16 protein-coding genes are annotated in these 17197 nt (G+C 50.6%); 12 read left to right on the top strand and 4 right to left on the bottom strand.

The window, feature by feature from the left end; genetic code table 11:
- Positions 1 to 462 carry a hypothetical protein gene (locus C7452_RS04235; RefSeq protein WP_115892319.1) on the top strand — a complete coding sequence of 154 codons (462 nt, stop codon included), beginning with the start codon at positions 1 to 3 and terminating at the stop codon, positions 460 to 462.
- Between the two features lie 44 nt (positions 463 to 506).
- On the opposite strand, the gene C7452_RS04230 is transcribed toward C7452_RS04235, so the two are convergent.
- The gene (locus C7452_RS04230; protein WP_170130285.1) at positions 507 to 3953 is read right to left on the bottom strand and encodes a UvrD-helicase domain-containing protein; all 3447 of its coding nucleotides are present in this window, start codon (positions 3951 to 3953) and stop codon (positions 507 to 509) included.
- Positions 3954 to 4202: 249 nt separating this feature from the next.
- Here C7452_RS04230 and C7452_RS04225 point away from each other — a divergent pair, with 249 nt between their 5' ends.
- Together C7452_RS04225 and C7452_RS04220 are read left to right on the top strand one after the other, a co-directional pair.
- Complete coding sequence (locus tag C7452_RS04225) at positions 4203 to 5237, top strand: ARPP-1 family domain-containing protein (RefSeq protein WP_115892317.1); 1035 nt, start codon at positions 4203 to 4205, stop codon at positions 5235 to 5237.
- A 138-nt stretch (positions 5238 to 5375) separates the two neighbouring features.
- Positions 5376 to 9806 carry a cobaltochelatase subunit CobN gene (locus C7452_RS04220; protein ID WP_245942830.1) on the top strand — a complete coding sequence of 1477 codons (4431 nt, stop codon included), beginning with the start codon at positions 5376 to 5378 and terminating at the stop codon, positions 9804 to 9806.
- Between the two features lie 96 nt (positions 9807 to 9902).
- Here the strand turns inward: C7452_RS04220 and C7452_RS04215 are convergent, their stop codons facing one another.
- On the bottom strand, positions 9903 to 10733 hold the full coding sequence (locus tag C7452_RS04215; RefSeq protein WP_245942829.1) for a P-loop NTPase family protein: 831 nt from the start codon (positions 10731 to 10733) through the stop codon (positions 9903 to 9905).
- A 99-nt stretch (positions 10734 to 10832) separates the two neighbouring features.
- Positions 10833 to 11426: a CRISPR-associated transcriptional regulator Csa3 gene (gene csa3, locus C7452_RS04210; RefSeq protein WP_115892314.1), complete on the bottom strand. Its 594-nt coding sequence runs from the start codon at positions 11424 to 11426 to the stop codon at positions 10833 to 10835.
- 496 nt (positions 11427 to 11922) lie between these two features.
- Here csa3 and C7452_RS04205 point away from each other — a divergent pair, with 496 nt between their 5' ends.
- The 9 genes from C7452_RS04205 (at position 11923) to C7452_RS04165 (ending at position 16455) form a co-directional block, all read left to right on the top strand.
- A complete protein-coding gene (locus C7452_RS04205; protein ID WP_048175340.1) occupies positions 11923 to 12249 on the top strand; it encodes a DUF2085 domain-containing protein in 327 nt (108 codons plus the stop codon).
- A 33-nt stretch (positions 12250 to 12282) separates the two neighbouring features.
- On the top strand, positions 12283 to 12792 hold the full coding sequence (locus tag C7452_RS04200; protein ID WP_245942828.1) for an FxLYD domain-containing protein: 510 nt from the start codon (positions 12283 to 12285) through the stop codon (positions 12790 to 12792).
- A gap of 10 nt (positions 12793 to 12802) precedes the next feature.
- Positions 12803 to 13123: a DUF4064 domain-containing protein gene (locus C7452_RS04195; RefSeq protein ID WP_245942827.1), complete on the top strand. Its 321-nt coding sequence runs from the start codon at positions 12803 to 12805 to the stop codon at positions 13121 to 13123.
- Positions 13124 to 13154: 31 nt separating this feature from the next.
- Positions 13155 to 13853 (top strand): PsbP-related protein, encoded by a 699-nt coding sequence (locus C7452_RS04190; RefSeq protein ID WP_170130284.1) that lies wholly within the window; start codon positions 13155 to 13157, stop codon positions 13851 to 13853.
- Position 13854: 1 nt separating this feature from the next.
- Positions 13855 to 14403, top strand: a complete 549-nt coding sequence (locus tag C7452_RS04185) for a pseudomurein-binding repeat-containing protein (protein WP_245942865.1) — start codon at positions 13855 to 13857, stop codon at positions 14401 to 14403.
- A gap of 140 nt (positions 14404 to 14543) precedes the next feature.
- Positions 14544 to 15245, top strand: a complete 702-nt coding sequence (locus tag C7452_RS04180) for a hypothetical protein (protein WP_115892310.1) — start codon at positions 14544 to 14546, stop codon at positions 15243 to 15245.
- Positions 15246 to 15346: 101 nt separating this feature from the next.
- On the top strand, positions 15347 to 15529 hold the full coding sequence (locus C7452_RS04175) for a hypothetical protein (protein ID WP_115892309.1): 183 nt from the start codon (positions 15347 to 15349) through the stop codon (positions 15527 to 15529).
- A 9-nt stretch (positions 15530 to 15538) separates the two neighbouring features.
- Positions 15539 to 16225, top strand: a complete 687-nt coding sequence (locus C7452_RS04170) for a DUF169 domain-containing protein (protein WP_115892308.1) — start codon at positions 15539 to 15541, stop codon at positions 16223 to 16225.
- 20 nt (positions 16226 to 16245) lie between these two features.
- A complete protein-coding gene (locus C7452_RS04165; protein WP_115892307.1) occupies positions 16246 to 16455 on the top strand; it encodes a hypothetical protein in 210 nt (69 codons plus the stop codon).
- An 80-nt stretch (positions 16456 to 16535) separates the two neighbouring features.
- Here C7452_RS04165 and C7452_RS04160 read toward each other — a convergent pair whose 3' ends face one another.
- Complete coding sequence (locus C7452_RS04160) at positions 16536 to 17192, bottom strand: nucleotidyltransferase family protein (protein WP_245942826.1); 657 nt, start codon at positions 17190 to 17192, stop codon at positions 16536 to 16538.
- Between the last annotated feature and the right edge of the window lie 5 nt (positions 17193 to 17197).

Here is a 17197-nt window from a genome sequence, read left to right as displayed (position 1 = left end):
ATGAAAAAAACGGTATTCCTCATCATGATCTTTTCAGTTGCCGTTTCAGGATGCCTCGGCAACGGCTACAGGGTCTTTGAGAATCAGGAGATCATATTCCACTACCCTGCATCCTGGAGCCAGGTTTCCTTCATACACCCACCCGGTGACGTGGACACCTACTATGAATATGCCGTGACGGTGGCAGAACCAGGAGGAGAACTTGATACGGTTGCCACAGTCGAGAAGCTGAAGGCGAACCGCAGTTATCCAACCCCTGAGGGTGTGGTTGATAAAAGGAACATCAGCCTGAGGGGTTACCCTGGAGTTGAGTTCAGTTACCCTGAGAATGGGAGCATGGTGAGGGTTACCATTATAAGCACACCACTCGGACGCTACGCCATAGTATGCCGTGCAAGTGAAGACTTTGAGGGTGAACTGGAGAACTTTGACCTCATAAAGTACTCCTTCAGGGTGAAGTAATGAGCAGGGTATATTTCAAGGAGTTAAACTGATGGTGATCCCTTCTATCCAATCCTTATCTCCCCAAACCTCTGGAGTATATCAATCTCCTCCTCACCTATCTCAGGGTCTCCCCTTATTATCACGGGTATCTCGCTTAGGGGTTTTGCCCTTGTCACATCGTTTTTGAGTCTCTGATATACAGCATTTATGGCCCACCCGTAGTCCATGTTATCTGAATCTGTGACCCACAGGGTGTCTATGTCTGCGTTTTTCGCCCTCTTCGATTCCTCATCCCACATACTGATGAATAAACGATCTTCCTGTCTCCATGAGTGTTCCTCATCACCTATTATACCCACAACCTCATTTACCCCATCCTCAAGGAACTTTGAGTGACCGCAGACACGGCAGACCACGAACTGGCCCTCCCGGGTGTGGATCTTTTTTGGTCTGAAGAAGTCCCTCCCACATATCAGTGTCTTATAATCCTCCTTCAGAGCTCTCTGAGCCTTTTTTATCCTCTCAATGGCCCTCCTGGCAGCTATCCTCACGCCTTCATTAGGGTCACTGAGGGCCTCCCTCAGCACATCAAGGGCCACCGCATCAGCTGCCTCTCCAAGGTAATCTGCAGCCCTGGCCCTCACATCAGGATCAGAGGAGTCCCTGAGGTATCCAGTGATCCTCTCAATGGCCCCCACATAGCCATCCATGTCCTCAGGGTCAAGAGCCCTGAATGCCCTTCTGAGGTCATCTTCCTCACCGGCTCCTGCCTCCAGTCTTCCGTGGAGGTAGGTGCAGATGGAGTGGAATATGCAGAGACTGCAGAGATTGTTCTCCCTTGGAGGGAATTCCTCACGCCTTATCCTCTCAGCCACATCCTCAAGGAGCCCCTCGATGTCTGCTGCCGGTTCTATCAGGTGCCATTCTGAATCCTCAAAGGTGTAGGCCAGGAAGCCGTCGAAGTCAAGGTCCAGGGCGTGCCTGTAGACTCCCAGCTGGAGTTCAATGTCCCGTGCATGTATACCCGACCCTGACATTGACTTGAAGTCCACCAGCTCCAGGCCGCCTTCACGGTTCCTTATGATGAGGTCTGTCTGACCCGTTATCATGAAGCCGTCCTTCATTATGCTGAAGGGCTTCTCTGCAGAGACTATCTCTGATGCGCGGCCCCTTATCTCCTCAAGGTAGCGTTTTAGTTTTGATATGAAGGCCCTGAATCCATCAGGGGACATTTCGATGTCCCTGAGTGCATGTGATGCCAGTTCCTGAAGGTAATCATCTGTCACCGCCTCGCCACGCATCAGGCGCCTGTTTATCCTCCGGAGGCACTCATGGACCGCTATACCGTAGAGCTGGTCCCTGGTTGAGGGGACGTCGAAGCCGTACTCATAGAGCAGCATGTACCTGAAGGGGCAGGTGAGGTAGGTGTTTAGCTCTGTGAAGCTGATCCTGAAGATCTCCCTGGTTTCAATGTCCTCCACCTGGCAGCTGTTCTTTATGATCTCTATCCTGGCATCCTCGGGGTCTATCCTCCCCAGCCTGTCACTGGTTATCCTTGAAGTTTTGATGAGATCCTCTATGAACTCCGAGTAACCGATCTTGCCCCTGTGGTTTTCGGTTGCTGATACTATGAGCATGTCCTGGGCCCGGGTCATCCCCACATAGAAGAGGCGCCTCTCCTCGATCTCATCAACCCTTATGGTGCTCCTACGGAGTTCCTCGGGTAATTCGAGTTCACTCCTCTCCCGGACCTTCCTGGGGAATTTCCCGTTGAATACAGAGCAGATTATGACCACCGGGAACTCGAGGCCCTTGGCCCTGTGCATTGTCATTATGTTGACTGAGTAGGGGTTCTCCAGGAGTATCTGGTCGTACTTCTTGATCCTGCGGGACATGACCATTCTTATGAACTCCATGAGGCCCTCCACGCTTGGTTCTGAGGATATGCGCTCGTAGTCCTTTATGAGTGAGCTGAACCTTGCCAGGTTGTAGAGTTTCTCCCTGGACTCATCATCACCCCTCTCAAGGAGCCTGTGGGGGTACTCTGTCAGTTCAAGGATCTCGTAGTACCTCTCAAGAACTCCGAGGTCGCTGTCGATGAGGCTGTTGAGGGCCACGAGTTTCCTGATGTCATCGGGGTCTGTGAATCCCGCCCCCCTGAATTCCCTGTGCTCCCTGAGACCCCTTAATTCCTCCTCATCCATTTCCAGGATGAGGTTGACGCTGCCGGGGGTGAGGTCCATGAACTCGCCCTCAAGGTGTTCGTATTTCAGTTTTCTGATTATCTTCCTCCTCTCCCTGCGGGTGTGGTGGAGGAGGTGCATGATGTAGAGTATTTCCTCCCGGTCAAAGAAGCCTCCCTCACCGTATACATTGAAGGGTATGCCCTCCCTGCGTAGTTCATTCATTATCTCCACTGCATCGTGCTTCACGCTTCTGAAGAGGAGGGTCACGTAGCCCTGGTGGGGTATTACACCGTGGTCAACGAGGGCCCTTATTATTCCCACCACATTGGATGGTTCATCCTGGTGTGTGGGGTTGTCCAGGATGAATACCCTGTTCTCTGAGTCCCTCACGGGCCTTATGTCCTTGGGGTACTCTCTGTAACCATCCATGAACCGCTGGGTGACGTCAACTATGCTGGGGACGGACCTGAAGTTCTTCTCAAGCATGACAACCTCGGCACCGTACTTCTTCTGGAAGCCCAGGAAGTTTTCGGGGGTGGATCCCCTGAAACCGTAGATGCTCTGGTCCTCGTCTCCAACAGCGAAGATGTTGCATTCCTCCCCTGCCAGGAGTTCAAGGAACCTCTCCTGTATCTGGTTGGTGTCCTGGTACTCGTCCACCATGAGGAACCTGTACCTTGACCTGAGGTCATCCAGGATCTTACTGTCGTTTTCAAGGAGTCTGACGACCCTCCACTGCATCCCTGCAAAGTCAAGCAGGCCGTTCTCATCCATGAGGTTGAGGTACCTCTGGTAGGCCTCTGCAACGGTCATCTCGAACCTCCCTGCACCCTTATTTCTGTAGTGCTGGATCAGGGTCTCGGGGTCGACCATGTTCTCCTGGCACTCGCTGAAGAAGCCCTGGATGAGGGGGAACCTCTCCCTCTGTACATTGCCAAGTCCCAGCTGTTCCCTGTGTTCGTATATGAACATGAGCTGGTTTTCCTCATCCAGGACATGGAAGTTTGAGCCGAGGGTGTGGTGGTCGGGGTACATGCGGAGTATGCGGTTGCAGAAGGAGTGTATGGTTGATATCTGCATCTCCTCTGCCCTTCCACCCACACGTCTGATTATCCTCTCCTTGAGTTCATCTGCGGCCTTCCTGGTGAAGGTTATCACGACCAGGGATGATGGTTCAGCACCCCTCTCATCTATGAGGTGGGCGACCCTCTCCACTATGATCCTGGTCTTCCCGGCCCCCGGCCCTGCAACAACGAGGAGGGGTCCGGTGAAGTGTTCAACTGCTCTGCGCTGTTCATCTGTGAGCTGAATCTCCCCTGTCATGAATGGCACCCCATAAATGTTATTCTATGGTTTCCATCCACTTTTATAGTTTTTCCATTGAATTCTCATGGCCGGTAGCCTCCCCTGAGATTATTGAAAATACATTAACATTAAAATTAAAGTTATTATGAAGAATTTAATAGGCTGATGAATTCAATAAAAAAATTTATATTCAATAATTTTAATGTACATTATTATGTCATACTCAGACTATAAGGGCTGTGCATCTATAATTTCAGAGGTGATGTTATGAATGAGACCGTCAGGGAGTACCTTAATGGACTTGAGTTCCTGAAGCCCCAGGTTTCAGGACCCATGGAGGTCATACCGGTCCGGGCTCCCGGGGGAAGTCTGAGCTATCTTACATTATCAGAGGCCATGGAAAGGGAAGTGCTCTGGATGGGGGAGGTGGATGAGTCAGGCTCGGTGCCGCAGGTGCGTGCAGTGAACCGCTCCTGCGAACCCGTGCTCTTAATTGATGGTGAGGAACTTGAGGGTGGCAAGCAGAACCGTGTGATCAATGCAACGGTTCTATTACCTGAGGAATCCGAGACAATCATACCTGTGAGCTGTGTTGAACAGGCAAGGTGGTCCTACACCTCAAAGGAGTTCAGGGACCCGGGGAGGGTTGCTGCCCTGAATGTCCGCCTTACAAAGACAAGGACAGTTACAGAGAACCTGGAAGGGATGGCCGGACACATCATTGATTCAGGACCAGAGCAGACACCTGAAGAGAGAGCCATGGAATTCTACCGTTCAAACCAGGGAATGGTATGGGAGGAGGTGAACAGGCTCCACAGGAGGACAGGTACAGAATCAGGGACCGGAGCAATGGGGGATGCCTACCGGAAGGAGGAAGATAAACTCAACAAATTCAGAAAACCATTCAGACCCGTGAAAGACCAGAAAGGTGTTCTTGTAGCTATAAACGGGACGATAGCTGGACTCGAATTTGTTTCAAGAGCTGAGGCCTACATGAGGCTCCATGAGAGGATCATAGGAAGCTATGCCATTGAGGCCATGCTGCATGATAGGGTAGAACATGGCCCCCTGAATGAGGGTAGCTTCATTGAGGAGATAATGGGTGCAGATGAGAAGAGCTACCCATCCCCCGGCTACGGTACAGACCACAGGTACACCTCAGATCACATTACCGGTTCAGCCCTCACACACAGGGGTGAGGTGGTGCACTCTGTTTTCTTCAGCCTGGAGAATGACCGGTTACCTTGCAGGGCCATGGAAATGATGAGGAGCAATCATCACATATCACAGAACCATCAATGAGGAAACACCATCACCCAGTTAATATAAATTTTACCTTATAATAATTAAAGTTAACTTTAAATACTGCCTCCCTTAAAGTAAAGCTGAATAAAATTAAAGGGAGGTGAAATTATCAGGAGATTAATAGCACTGCTTGCAGTGATACTCACAGTTTCACTCACAGGAGCTGTCAGTGCAGCAGAGGTGACAGGACACGTCAGGGAGATATACAATGAAACATCAGGGAGCTACACAACCCTGGAAGGTGCGCTACCAGTCAGAAACGCCACTGTAACCATAATACATAACGGATCTGTTCTCAATGAGACACGTACAGCGCCGGATGGCTCATACAGAATCAACTTCAACGACACATTCCCTGCGGTTGTCCAGATAAAGTATTCCAGCTACAGGACAGCCAGCTACACCATCAACGGCTCATGCACCATCAACCACACCTTCATGCCAGATATAGCCATAATAAGTTCGGTTCCAGAGAAGGGCCGCATCCTCAAATCAATGGAGAACCGGAGGATAATCTACCATGACATGTGGGATCCATCATCATCGGCAAACGACTGGATAATGGAGTACGTGAACTTCGCCTACCTGGACATGGCCATGCCCGGGACAGGATGGGGCGACTCATGGTACCCCTACCTTCTGAGGAGCCCTGCGAACCAGAGGAACATGATAGCAGCGGCCTTCGGTTACCCCACCGATACAGACAGCGACCCATGGGGGGGCACGGGGCTGAACCTCCTCGGAGGGACACCCGGCAATGACACCCCCGATACCATTGAGAACACCTACATTGCAAGCTACTATGCCCTTGCATCAGGAACAGCTGCCAGGGAGAACCTGGAGAACATGGTGAAGTACATCCAGTACCTCATGGGTGAGACCACATCCAACCCAGTGGAGAACGGCCAGGGCCCGGTTATGGCAGCCCCTGACTGGGGACTATACCACCCTGACCGTGGCGTCATGAGCGTCGCAGCAAGCAGGGAGCAGATAAGAACCTGGATAGAGGGCAACCCGGGACTCATCCCACCCTATGACAGCCTCAGGTGGATAGACCAGAACTTCTCATCATGGGCAGAAAACCAGCGAAACGATGTCTACAGAGAATTTGAGAACTGGTACAGTGCAAACAAGAACATCACAGGACCCTTCATCGTCGTTGTAAGCTACAACCCATCAAACACCGTGGATGCCATAATCCGGGAGGCTGAGAGGCAGGGAAGGGCAGCATTCAACCTCTACCAGGGTGCCACCAGCCCCGCAGTGAGTTCCCTCCTCGAGGAGCTCACACTGGGTGTCAACGGTAAGGGGCCCCTGAACCGTAACATAAGCGCCGTCATATCCCTCTACTCCTGGTCCCTCAACTACGCGAACCTGCCATCCGGCGGGGCCCTCAGCGAACTTGAGAGGATCAATCTGCCCGTACTGAAGGCTGTGCAGCTCTACAGCAACTCAAGCCTGACAAACCCCCTGGGTGCACAGTACGAGTGGACCTGGCAGGTCACAATACCCGGATTTGAGGGCGTGTTCTCACCCGTGGTTGTATCATACACCGATTCATCACAGAATGAGGTCGTGATTCAGTCAGGGGTCCGGAAGATGGTCGAACTGGCGAATGCATGGGCCAGACTCAGGGAACTTGAAAATTCAGAGAAGAAAATTGCGGTGATACTCTACAGCTACCCTCCGGGTAAGGATGGATTCACGGCATCATACCTTGACGTCTTCAGAAGCCTCCATGATCTGCTTGTGAAGCTCAATGAAAGCGGCTACAGGGTTGAGAGGATACCATCACCTGAGGAGCTCTACACCATCGTCTCAGAGTTCGGTAATAAGGGCAGCTGGGCCCAGCCACTTCTTGAGAGGTATGTGTCAGAGCACAGGAGGGAGCTGGAAGCCAGCGGTCAGCTGCTCGACATCCAGAGATACCTTGAATGGTTCAACGCCCTCCCGGAGAAACTGCGCTCAGAGGTCATATCCATGTGGGGCCAGCCACCAGGCAGCATAATGGCTGTGAATGGGTCCATCGTCATCCCCGGTCTGATGCTGGGGAACATCTTCATAACGGTCCAGCCGGCACGTGGCTGGGATGAGGTCACAGACTACCATAACCCATATCTGCCACCCCACCACCAGTACATAGCATTCTACCGCTGGATCGATGAGGTCCTCGGCGCCGATGCCATGGTCCACCTTGGAACCCATGGAACCCTCGAATTCCTCCCGGGAAGAATGATAGGGCTCATGGAGGATGACTGGCCCTTCCAGCTCACCAGTCTACCCAACATATACCCCTACATAGTCTCAAACCCTGGTGAGGGCATGGTCGCGAAGGACCGTAGCAGCGCACTCATCATCGACCACATGACACCTGCAATGGTCCAGAGTGGCCTCTACGGTGCACTCATTGAGATCCATGACCTCATCCACCAGTACGAGAACGCCCTGAAGGTCGGTAACAGCCAGATACTCCCTGCCCTGGAATCCCGTATAAAGACGGAAGCCTCAAAGATGGGCTTCAACATGACCGGTAACTTCACAGAGGCCCTTGAGAGGCTCCACCTCAGTCTCCATGAGATAGAGTCAGACATAATACCCCTGGGACTCCACAGCCTCGGCAGGGTTCTTGACGGTGATGAGCTCCTGGAGGAGGTTCTCACAATAGCCTCATCCCGGTCAGATCTCCTTGAAAATATCAGAAAACACCTTTATCCGGGTCTGCCAGCCTACAGTGAAATGTTGAAGGATCCACTGCGCTACAGTGACGAGATAGCCTCAGTGAAGAACCTTGCACGTCTATGGATAGGCAGCATCATAAACGGAACGGTGCCCCAGGGTATTAATGCCACGGACCTTGAGTTCATCAGTGACACCATCATGAAGATACGTGGAAACACCGAATGGCAGAGCATCCTTGCAGCTCTCTCAGGTGGATTCATAAGACCTGGACTTGCAGGGGACCCTGCATGGTGTGACGTCCTTCCCACAGGTGCCAACTTCTACTCAACAAACCCCCGGAAGATGCCGACAAAGGCTGCATGGGATACCGCAGTGAAGATAGTTGATTCACTGCTTGCAGAGTACTACCAGAAGCACGGCAGCTTCCCTGAACTCATAGGTATGGTTATGTGGGGCACTGAACTCCTGAGGACCGACGGGATAGCCATCGCAGAGTTCCTATACCTCCTTGGAGTTAAACCCCAGTGGAACAGCAACGGTGACGTCAACCCGACACCGGTCCTCATGAACGCATCAGAACTCATGATAACAGTGAACGGCACTCAGATCCCAAGGCCACGTATAGACGTCTTTGTAACAGCTGTTACAGGTAACCAGCTCTGGATAGACCTCATGAATAAGGCTGTTGAACTGGCAGCTTCAGCCAGTGACACCAAAAACTATGTGAAAGAACATTACAGTGAATGCGGATCCCTTGACCGTGTATTCGGTCTCAGGGGGCTCGTACTCGAGGGTACAGGCGTATCTGATATGACACCTGCAACCTCAAGGTGGAACACAAGCAGTGAACTCGCAGATGTCTACCTCTCAAGGGTATCCTATGCCTGGAGGTCAACCCCTGGAGGCGTTGATATACAGCAGAACCGTGGCACGTTCCAGTACCTCCTGGGCAAGGTCAACGTGGTGACACAGAACCTCGACAGTACCTGGAGGCTGATGGACACCGACGACTACTATGACTGGTTCGGTGGCATGGTCCTTGCATCAAGGCACCTGGGAGGTAATCCAGATACAGCGCTTATCGATATAAGGAACAAGAACACGGTTACAGTGAGAACTGTGGCTGAGGAGATTGAACTTGAGGTCAGATCCCAGCTACTCAACCCGAAGTACATGGATTCGCTCCTCAATTCACCCAGCGGGTGGCTGGAATACGCTTCAAGGTACAAGAATGTCTTTGGAATTGCAGTTACAACCGGCAGTGTTAGCAATGAACTCTGGGACCAGCTCGCCAGGAACCTTCTCAGTGACCGTTTCAGGGCATCAGAGGGCTATGAGGCAACCGCAACGCAGTCCATGATTGCATGGGTCCTTGAAGCTGCAAGGAGGAACATCTGGAGTGCTGACAGTTCCATGGTCAGGGACCTCGCAAACCGCTACATTGAACTCGCAGGACAGTACGGTGTTGTCTGCTGCCACCACACCTGCGCAAACATGGTCTTCAACAGCTGGGTGGTGAAGGTCTCATCCCTGGACCAGGCATCCCTCAAGAAGTTTGCAGCTGCAGTGGCTGCAGCCACAGGGAAGTCCATTGATGTACCTGGCTCTGATGATTCACAGCCAGGCTCATTGAATGGGGATGGAATCGGTGAGACAGGTAAACCTGCTTCAGGTCCCGCAGGGACCACAGGCAGGACATCAAGCCCATCAGATGCAGTTGCAGGGTCATCATCCAGTGCAGGTGAGGAGGGCGAAACCGGGAAGGCCTATGAGGTTTCAGCCTCAAACAGCAGCGGTTCAGCAGAGAGTCAGGTCCCGATCTATGCACTTCTCGGGGTTGTGACACTTGTCCTGCTGGTCGGATTCGGTTACTTCAGGGGTAAATAACCCCAAATTCTTTTTTTAATGTATTCTAAACTTGATACTCTATTGTATCTAAAAAAATAATCAATATCAGACCTGAAACCCCTTCTTTGAGCACTGCTAGATGCACCCGAACTGTTTCCTGAGTTCCGTCAGGACACGCCTCAGGAGTTCACTTGTGAGGGACCACTCCCCTCCACTGAGCTCCACAAGGCCCCTCAACTCGAGTTTCTCAAGTTCCTCAGCCTCCACATCCCTCTGAGGTATTGGGGCATCAGTTAGATCCTCAAGGATTCTTTTCTCACCCCTACTCAGCTGTGATAGTTCAGCCATCCATGGAAATGCGATCTGCTGGAACTTGGCCCTGAAGTTCTCCTCCAGCAGCAGCGGGCCATATATGATCCCATCTGAGAGGACGTTCAGGAAGCTGTCAATGAAGAGGGGCAGTCCCTCAGTGAATCTATGTATGTACTTCATGCCTGCAGCCGTGGCCCTGAATGTGGGTGCCTTCCTCTGGATGTAGTCCTCTGTTTCCCTCTCTGTGAGGGGTGGTAGGCTGACGACTGCCACGCCCGGTATCTCCTCCTCAAGTTCCTGCAGGAAGCGCCTGCTGTACCTCATGGAGACGGCGCACCTCATGTCGTACATATGATTCATCTTGAAGGCCTCCCTGAAGGCTGATACCGCCGGTGGCATGGAATCCATGAGTATATTCCAGTCAACTGTCCTTGCCATTACCATTATTCTCCTGAAGTCGGGTATCCCCTCATGGGCCTCCCTTATATCGGTGCACCTCATATCGATAAGGGTTGTTCTGCTGGGGTTTTCCTCGTGGAGTTTCCTAAAAATAGCTGTTTTTCCGGACCCCATCCTGCCTGTTACAATAACGAATCCTGGATTATTGAGGCCCTCTCTGATCCTTCTAAGTTCTCTTGCCCTTCCAATAAACACTTCAGTCCTGTTTAAGGGAATTATGGGCATGATGACACTTATTCATGTTTTAGAGCACTGCAAGTTCACCTGCAGATGTTATCTCAAACTCAATTTGTTCTAGAGCACTGCAAGTTCACCTGCAGATGTTATCTCAAGCTTTTCCCGGTCAATGAACCCCATGTCACGGAGTTCCCTTATGTGGTTGTAGGTCATACCCCTGCTTATACCTATCTTGACTGCAAGGTTTTTAACGGATTTTTCGCCGGCTTTGAGCTCCTCAAGGACCTGTTTCTTTGTCTTGGATATGCCGAAGCTCAGTATCGGGAGGTCTATCAGTTCATTGTCCTCCTCGGTCACATAGACTATGCGCTGGACGTCATGGTTCCTTGCGTAGCAGCCGAAGAGTGCTCCGAGTGCCTGGGTCTTCCTGCCACCGCTTATGTTAACAACCACACGCCTTCCATGGGCCCTTTCCTCGTCTATGATCTCCACCATATCCTTTGCAATGCTCACAACATCGTAGAGGCTCGTCTCAAAGGTTGTTATCTCCACGAAGTTACCGAGTGTGTCCCTGAGCACCTGTTCCACCTGTTCCTTTTCCCGTGGAGCCTTGTCCTCCTTGAGTAGAACCACCTTTCGCGGTGAGAACTGTGTTATGCAGAACATCACGGGTTCAATGGAGTATATCGTGGATATCAGTGTGGTATCCATTATTATCACATCCCTCCAGTTTTCCTATCCCAAATTTTTGTTCACGGAAAACAATTCATTACAGTTAAAGGTATATTCTCTGATTATTCTATATATAATTTTCCTACCTTGATTTTACATTCATAAAAACCTCTTTCTTCTATTAAATATCGGATCATTTTTCAGAAATAAATTTAAAGTTACATGGAACCATCGTGTCTATCTTGAATTGTTTCATTCATTTCTGGAGATGCCGGGATTTTTAATGATCATGACATCACATCTGGGGATGGTATACTGAACTTAAGCGGGCTGGTATGTTAATCCTGATGAAAAAACTCCACAGTCAAGGATGGTATAATGAAGTTAACGAAGCTGATATCTTATCCATGAGGTAAATTTCTCTGCTGTGTAAATAAAATAATGTTCTGTCAATAAAAAATGTTAAAATTTAAATATAATGACTCACTAATTAAATTTTAGATCCATTGATACATTTTATACTGTGGTGTTAGATATGAGATTTAAATATATATGTCACAGAAAACCAGAGCGAACATTTTCATTCAGGGGGCACTACTTTCCTGTGTGTTCAAGGTGTACCGGCATATACTTGGGGGCATTCACCTATTTCCTGTATGCATTCCTCATACCTGTGAAGTACACAGCAGCCACTGTGCTTCTGGCATTGCTTCTTGTGATCCCCACATTCATTGACGGATTCACCCAGCTGATGGGCTACAGAGAAAGCAACAATGTTCTGAGATTCTCAACTGGCCTGCCAGCAGGTATTGGACTGGCAGTGCTCACAAAGGTCCTCAAACATCTCATACTCCACCTCTGATACTCAATGGATCAAAAAGAGGAGGTATTTTAAATGAGCTGGTGGAAGGAACAGAGTTCAGCCACCAAGGCCGGCGTCCTCATAGGGGCACTGTGCCTTGGTGTGATACTGGTAGTTGCGATAGCTGGAATGATGGCCCCTGATAATTCTCAGACCGGAGTAGAATCCGTAGATGAGAGTTCTGGGTCCACAGGATACGAGAATTCTGGAGCCACAGGAACTGAATCAGATATCGTGGTTGAGGACCTTCAGGTTGTCTCAGAGGGGTATGGAAGCTACTCTGTGAAGGGAAAGATCACTCCCAGCACTGACTTCTCCTACCTTGAAATGCACCTGAAGTGGTACGACTCAGAGGGGAACCTTCTCTATGATGACCCTCTGGCATGGAACATAAACAATGCCAAGGCAGGGCAGACAGTTAAGTTCAGTGCAGTTGACTTTATTGACACAGGGACCCCCTCCAAGGTTGAAGTTATGATCTTTGACTCCTCCTTTGCAGCGGATGATAGCTCAGCCATCTACAGGACAACAGTGAATGTTTAATGGGAGGTGAATGGATATGACGGACGCTCCAGAAACATCAAGGACACTGGAACTTGTCCTTGGAATAATAGGCGGGATTTTCGGTTTACTGGGAGGACTTTTTGCCATTGTTTTCTCGGTATTTGGACCCGAACTCCTGTACCTGGGTATGAGTGCAATTCTGGCCTCAATTCTGGGTATCATAGGATCTGTGTATGTGAGGAATAACCCCCGCAGGGGTGGTGCTGTACTCATAATAAGTGCAGTATGGCTCCTCATAAGCATATCTGCCTTTGCGATTCCAGGCACAGTTTTCCTTGGTATTGCAGGAGTCCTTGCCCTCATAAGGTAGGGCTCCACCAATTTTTTTATATGGAGGTATCGTGTTGAAAACTTGCTCGAAATGTGGATCAGAAAACAGGGATGGTGCAGCATTCTGTTCAAAATGTGGATCAGAGCTTCCCCATGAAGAGGGGATTAAAGGATGGTGGAAAAGGCAGAACAGATCCTCAAAGTTTCTTATCATCACGCCCTTTGCCATTCTGGTCCTGATTCTACTGTTAGGTGCATTTACAGAGCCGTCCGGTTACAGTGATGTTAATTATGATGATGCAACAGTCTATGATAACGATGCAGCTGACGTTTCAGGCGCATCCAGAACGAACACATTCTCTGAAAACGGAATATCATTCAGCTATCCAGACACATGGGAAATCTACATACCGGATGAGAGTAGTGATGATAACGTTGTTTCCCTCAAGTCATATGAGCAGGGCATGGTTTCAATTCTTTCCGTATATAAGAGGTCAGCCACCGTGGACCTTGAGACCGAGCGCGATACGTGGCTTGGAGCCCTCTATGAAAATGGGGATGATGTAACCTATGTTAAGAAGACCACTGTGGACGGTAACAGCGCCTACATCATAGGATCCTCATACTACTATCAGGGTGATGAAGGTGAACAGGAGTACGTGGTATTCATTGAAGGGGACTATGCCTATGATATCCTCTTCACAACCGATGACCTATCACTTATACAGGATGACATAGACAGCATAATACACAGTTTCAGGGTTGATTGATGTGTCAGATAGGACCATACTGGTAATTGTGGCTGTCATGGTTATCCTCGCCGGGGCGACGGTGGCACTGCAGCTCATGGACACCGGCAGCACTTCAGGCACCGGTGAAGAGGCTGTCATCAAAAAAACAGATGATGGATACTACCTCAACCTCCAGGCCGCCCTGAAGCTTGCAGAGATGGACCCTCGCAATGGAACCGTGAACTACAGGGGCTTCAACTTCACCGGACCACAGCGCCTCTACATCTTCTCAAGGGCCGTGGTAATGATAAGATTCAATGACACTGGCATGATACACGTCAGGGATTACGGGGGACCTGAGGACCCCTACGGCTACCTTGACACCGCCACCCTCACAGAGAGCGAGTACCTTGACATGGCAGAGCGCACCTACACATGGATGGAATCCCATGGCAGAAGCCCCAACCATGTGGGGATCTACGTGAAGGGCTCACCTGATATAACGCCAGAGCTTGCAGAGAAGATCTTCAGGGAGGTCCTCCTTGAATACATGAGGACAGGAATGCTCCCTGAAATCATAAGCCTCTGAAGAACCATTCCATTATTTTTTTAAGAGGGATACCCATAAATCCTGTTACTGACAGATCAGAGAGTATCTGAATAGGGGCGTAGAGCAGAACCAGAAAGAATAACTGTGAACCCCACAGAATCACAGAGGGATGCGATAACTTGAGGAGGAAACTGATCTTAACGCTACTTGTCTTAACCCTGATTACTGCAACATACCACCTTATGGACCCCTTTGCGCCCTCTCAGGGCATCCATGAGTCTCCAGATGATGTCATCGGCTCGGATGAACTTGGCACCGTTGAAAGGCTGGGACCCTATGGTAACCATGATTCATCCATCAGGATAGCCATCATAACCGGCATCCACCCCCTGGAGGCGAAGGCCCACAGTGCCATGATACAGGCTGTGGAGGAGAACTCAGACAGCCTCAGGTACATGTACGTCATCTACCATGTGAATGTAACCAAGACCCCATCAGACTATGAGAAGGGGAGGATGGCTGGCCAGATACTCGCAAGAAGGTACGTGGTCCCTGACATCTCGGCCGGAGACTACGACCTTGCCGTTGATGTGCACTCCAACAGGGGCAACTACGCCATGAGGAGGTTCGTATTCACACCACTCCCAGAGGAGAGGAGCAGAAGGATAGCCCTGGAACTCTCATCGAGGATCAGCTGGCTATCCTACCACTTCCCGGAGTCGCAGACAAGCCCGGCCTATGTGACAGAACCCCTTATAAGGAACGGGACACCTGCAATCCTCTATGAAAACTTCATGTACCAGGACCAATCCATGACACTTGAAAATGCCAGGGAATTCCTGATGACACTCGACTCACTTGACGTGTCCATGTTCAAGTGAGAGAACAGCCACCACCAGATCAATCATGAAGTCACCACCGAAGGTCCCTTGAGAAAACCACCGCCAGATTAATATACGTGGTGGATGAAATATTATAGTCGATGATACACTACAGAATGGACCAGCCAGACAGGGTGAGGTGCAGTGTCTGCGGCGGCATCGCAGAGGAGGTCGATGAGACCTACCCTGAAGAGGGCGACTTCATCCTGGTGATCTACAGGTGCCGTGACTGTGGCCATCTTGAGAAGCGCCAGTACGGTAAACCCGTGAAGATAATTGATTGAGGTGATCCAATGGTTGATGTGTGCGGTGTTAATGGATACGATGAGATCTCAGGAAAACTGAAGGAGCTGCTGGGGCTTGAAAAATCCCCGGTGGCAATTAAACTCGTTCTGAGGGAGGATGACCTCCCTGAGGGTGTTGAAAAGATAGGAAAACCAGCAAGGCACTGTGAAATGGTCCAGATGGCTGCAGCTGGTGAGGTATTCTATGCCACCGCAGAGGCCCAGGCATGCAAGGGAGGTGCCGATGCCCTCGGAATCGATGAGGCCCCTGAGAAGGTCAAAACAGGAGAGTTCTACTATGACCTTGGACGGTTTGCAAGCTTTGCATCAGCCAAGAGGACCTTCGATATGATACCATCCGTTGACCTCAGGTTCTATGCAGCAGTCTACGCTCCCCTCGAGAAGGCCACATTCGACCCTGACGTCATAGTGATAATCTGCAACCCTGCCCAGGCAATGAAGATCTCACAGGCCCTCGTATACACCCTCGGTGGCCGTGTTGAGGCAGACTTCTCAGGTATACAGTCCCTCTGTGCAGATGCCGTTGCAGGGCCATACATGAGGAAGAGACCCAACATAACCATGGGATGCAGCGGATCAAGGCAGTACGCGGGTGTGCGGGACGATGAACTCATCGTCGGTCTCAACGGGGAAAACATAGGATGTGTCCTTAACGCCCTTGAGGCCATAAGTTAGACCATCATGGGGGTGATAAAGTGGTTGAGACGAAGACCTTCAAGATCCTTGAGGACGTTGCCGACCTTGAGGAGAAGATAAAGAAGTATGAGGGTGAGGCAGACCAGGAACTTGTGATCAACTGGATCTACGATACCCTTGAGATCCTCAGGAACGTTGGTAAACTCCTCGAGGAGGTTGAGGACCGTCTGGATCTACTTGAAGAGGAGACCGAGGAAAAGAAATTCTAGGTCTCCACCTTTCTATTTTTTCCGGAAAAATGAATAACTCTATTTTTGCATCAGATCTGCTGTTCTGGTGAAGGATAACCCTACTTTCCATCAGCATTAATCCTGAGAAAATGGTCTCTTATCCTCAGGTAGTCACTGTAATGGTTTATGTTCACAAGCTCAATGGGGCGAGAGGCCTCCACACCATAGAGCCTCACACCGTCCTCCAGCATCATCCAGAGGAGGGGGTTTATGTTGCCATCCCCAAGGGGCAGGTAATCCCTGAGAAGATCGGCACCTGCTGCAAGGGGCATGCCGATCCCCCTGGCATTATCAAGCCAGCCACTCTCACCCCTCGCAAGGATTGAAACCGTGGACCCATCAGCATGTTCAGCTATCCTCCTGAGGGTCGCAGGTGATACAGCAGGCTGATCCCCTGCGGCACAGAGGATTATGTCCCCCCCTGCGGCCCTCACACCCCTCAGTAGTGACGCTGAGAGGGGAACATCCGGTGGTTCGTTTCTCACCACACGGACATCCATGCCTGAGAGGACCTCCTCAACCTCCCCTGCCCTGTGACCTGTCACGACTATGCACTCATCAACCCCCGCCGAGAGGACAGCCTTAACTGTGGCCTCTATGACGGTCACCCCATTGAGGGGGAGCAGGAGTTTGTGGACCGGTTCGAGGCCAAGTTCAGCCATATCCCGCATCATCCTGCTTCCCCTGCCGGCTGCAGCAACAACAGCTGAGATCACATTAC

It is taken from the genome of Methanothermobacter defluvii, from assembly GCF_003385755.1.
Classification (GTDB): Archaea; Methanobacteriota; Methanobacteria; order Methanobacteriales; family Methanothermobacteraceae; genus Methanothermobacter; species Methanothermobacter thermautotrophicus.
The sequence above is the reverse complement of the archived record's forward strand: the minus strand, read 5'-3'. Positions and strand labels throughout refer to the sequence as shown.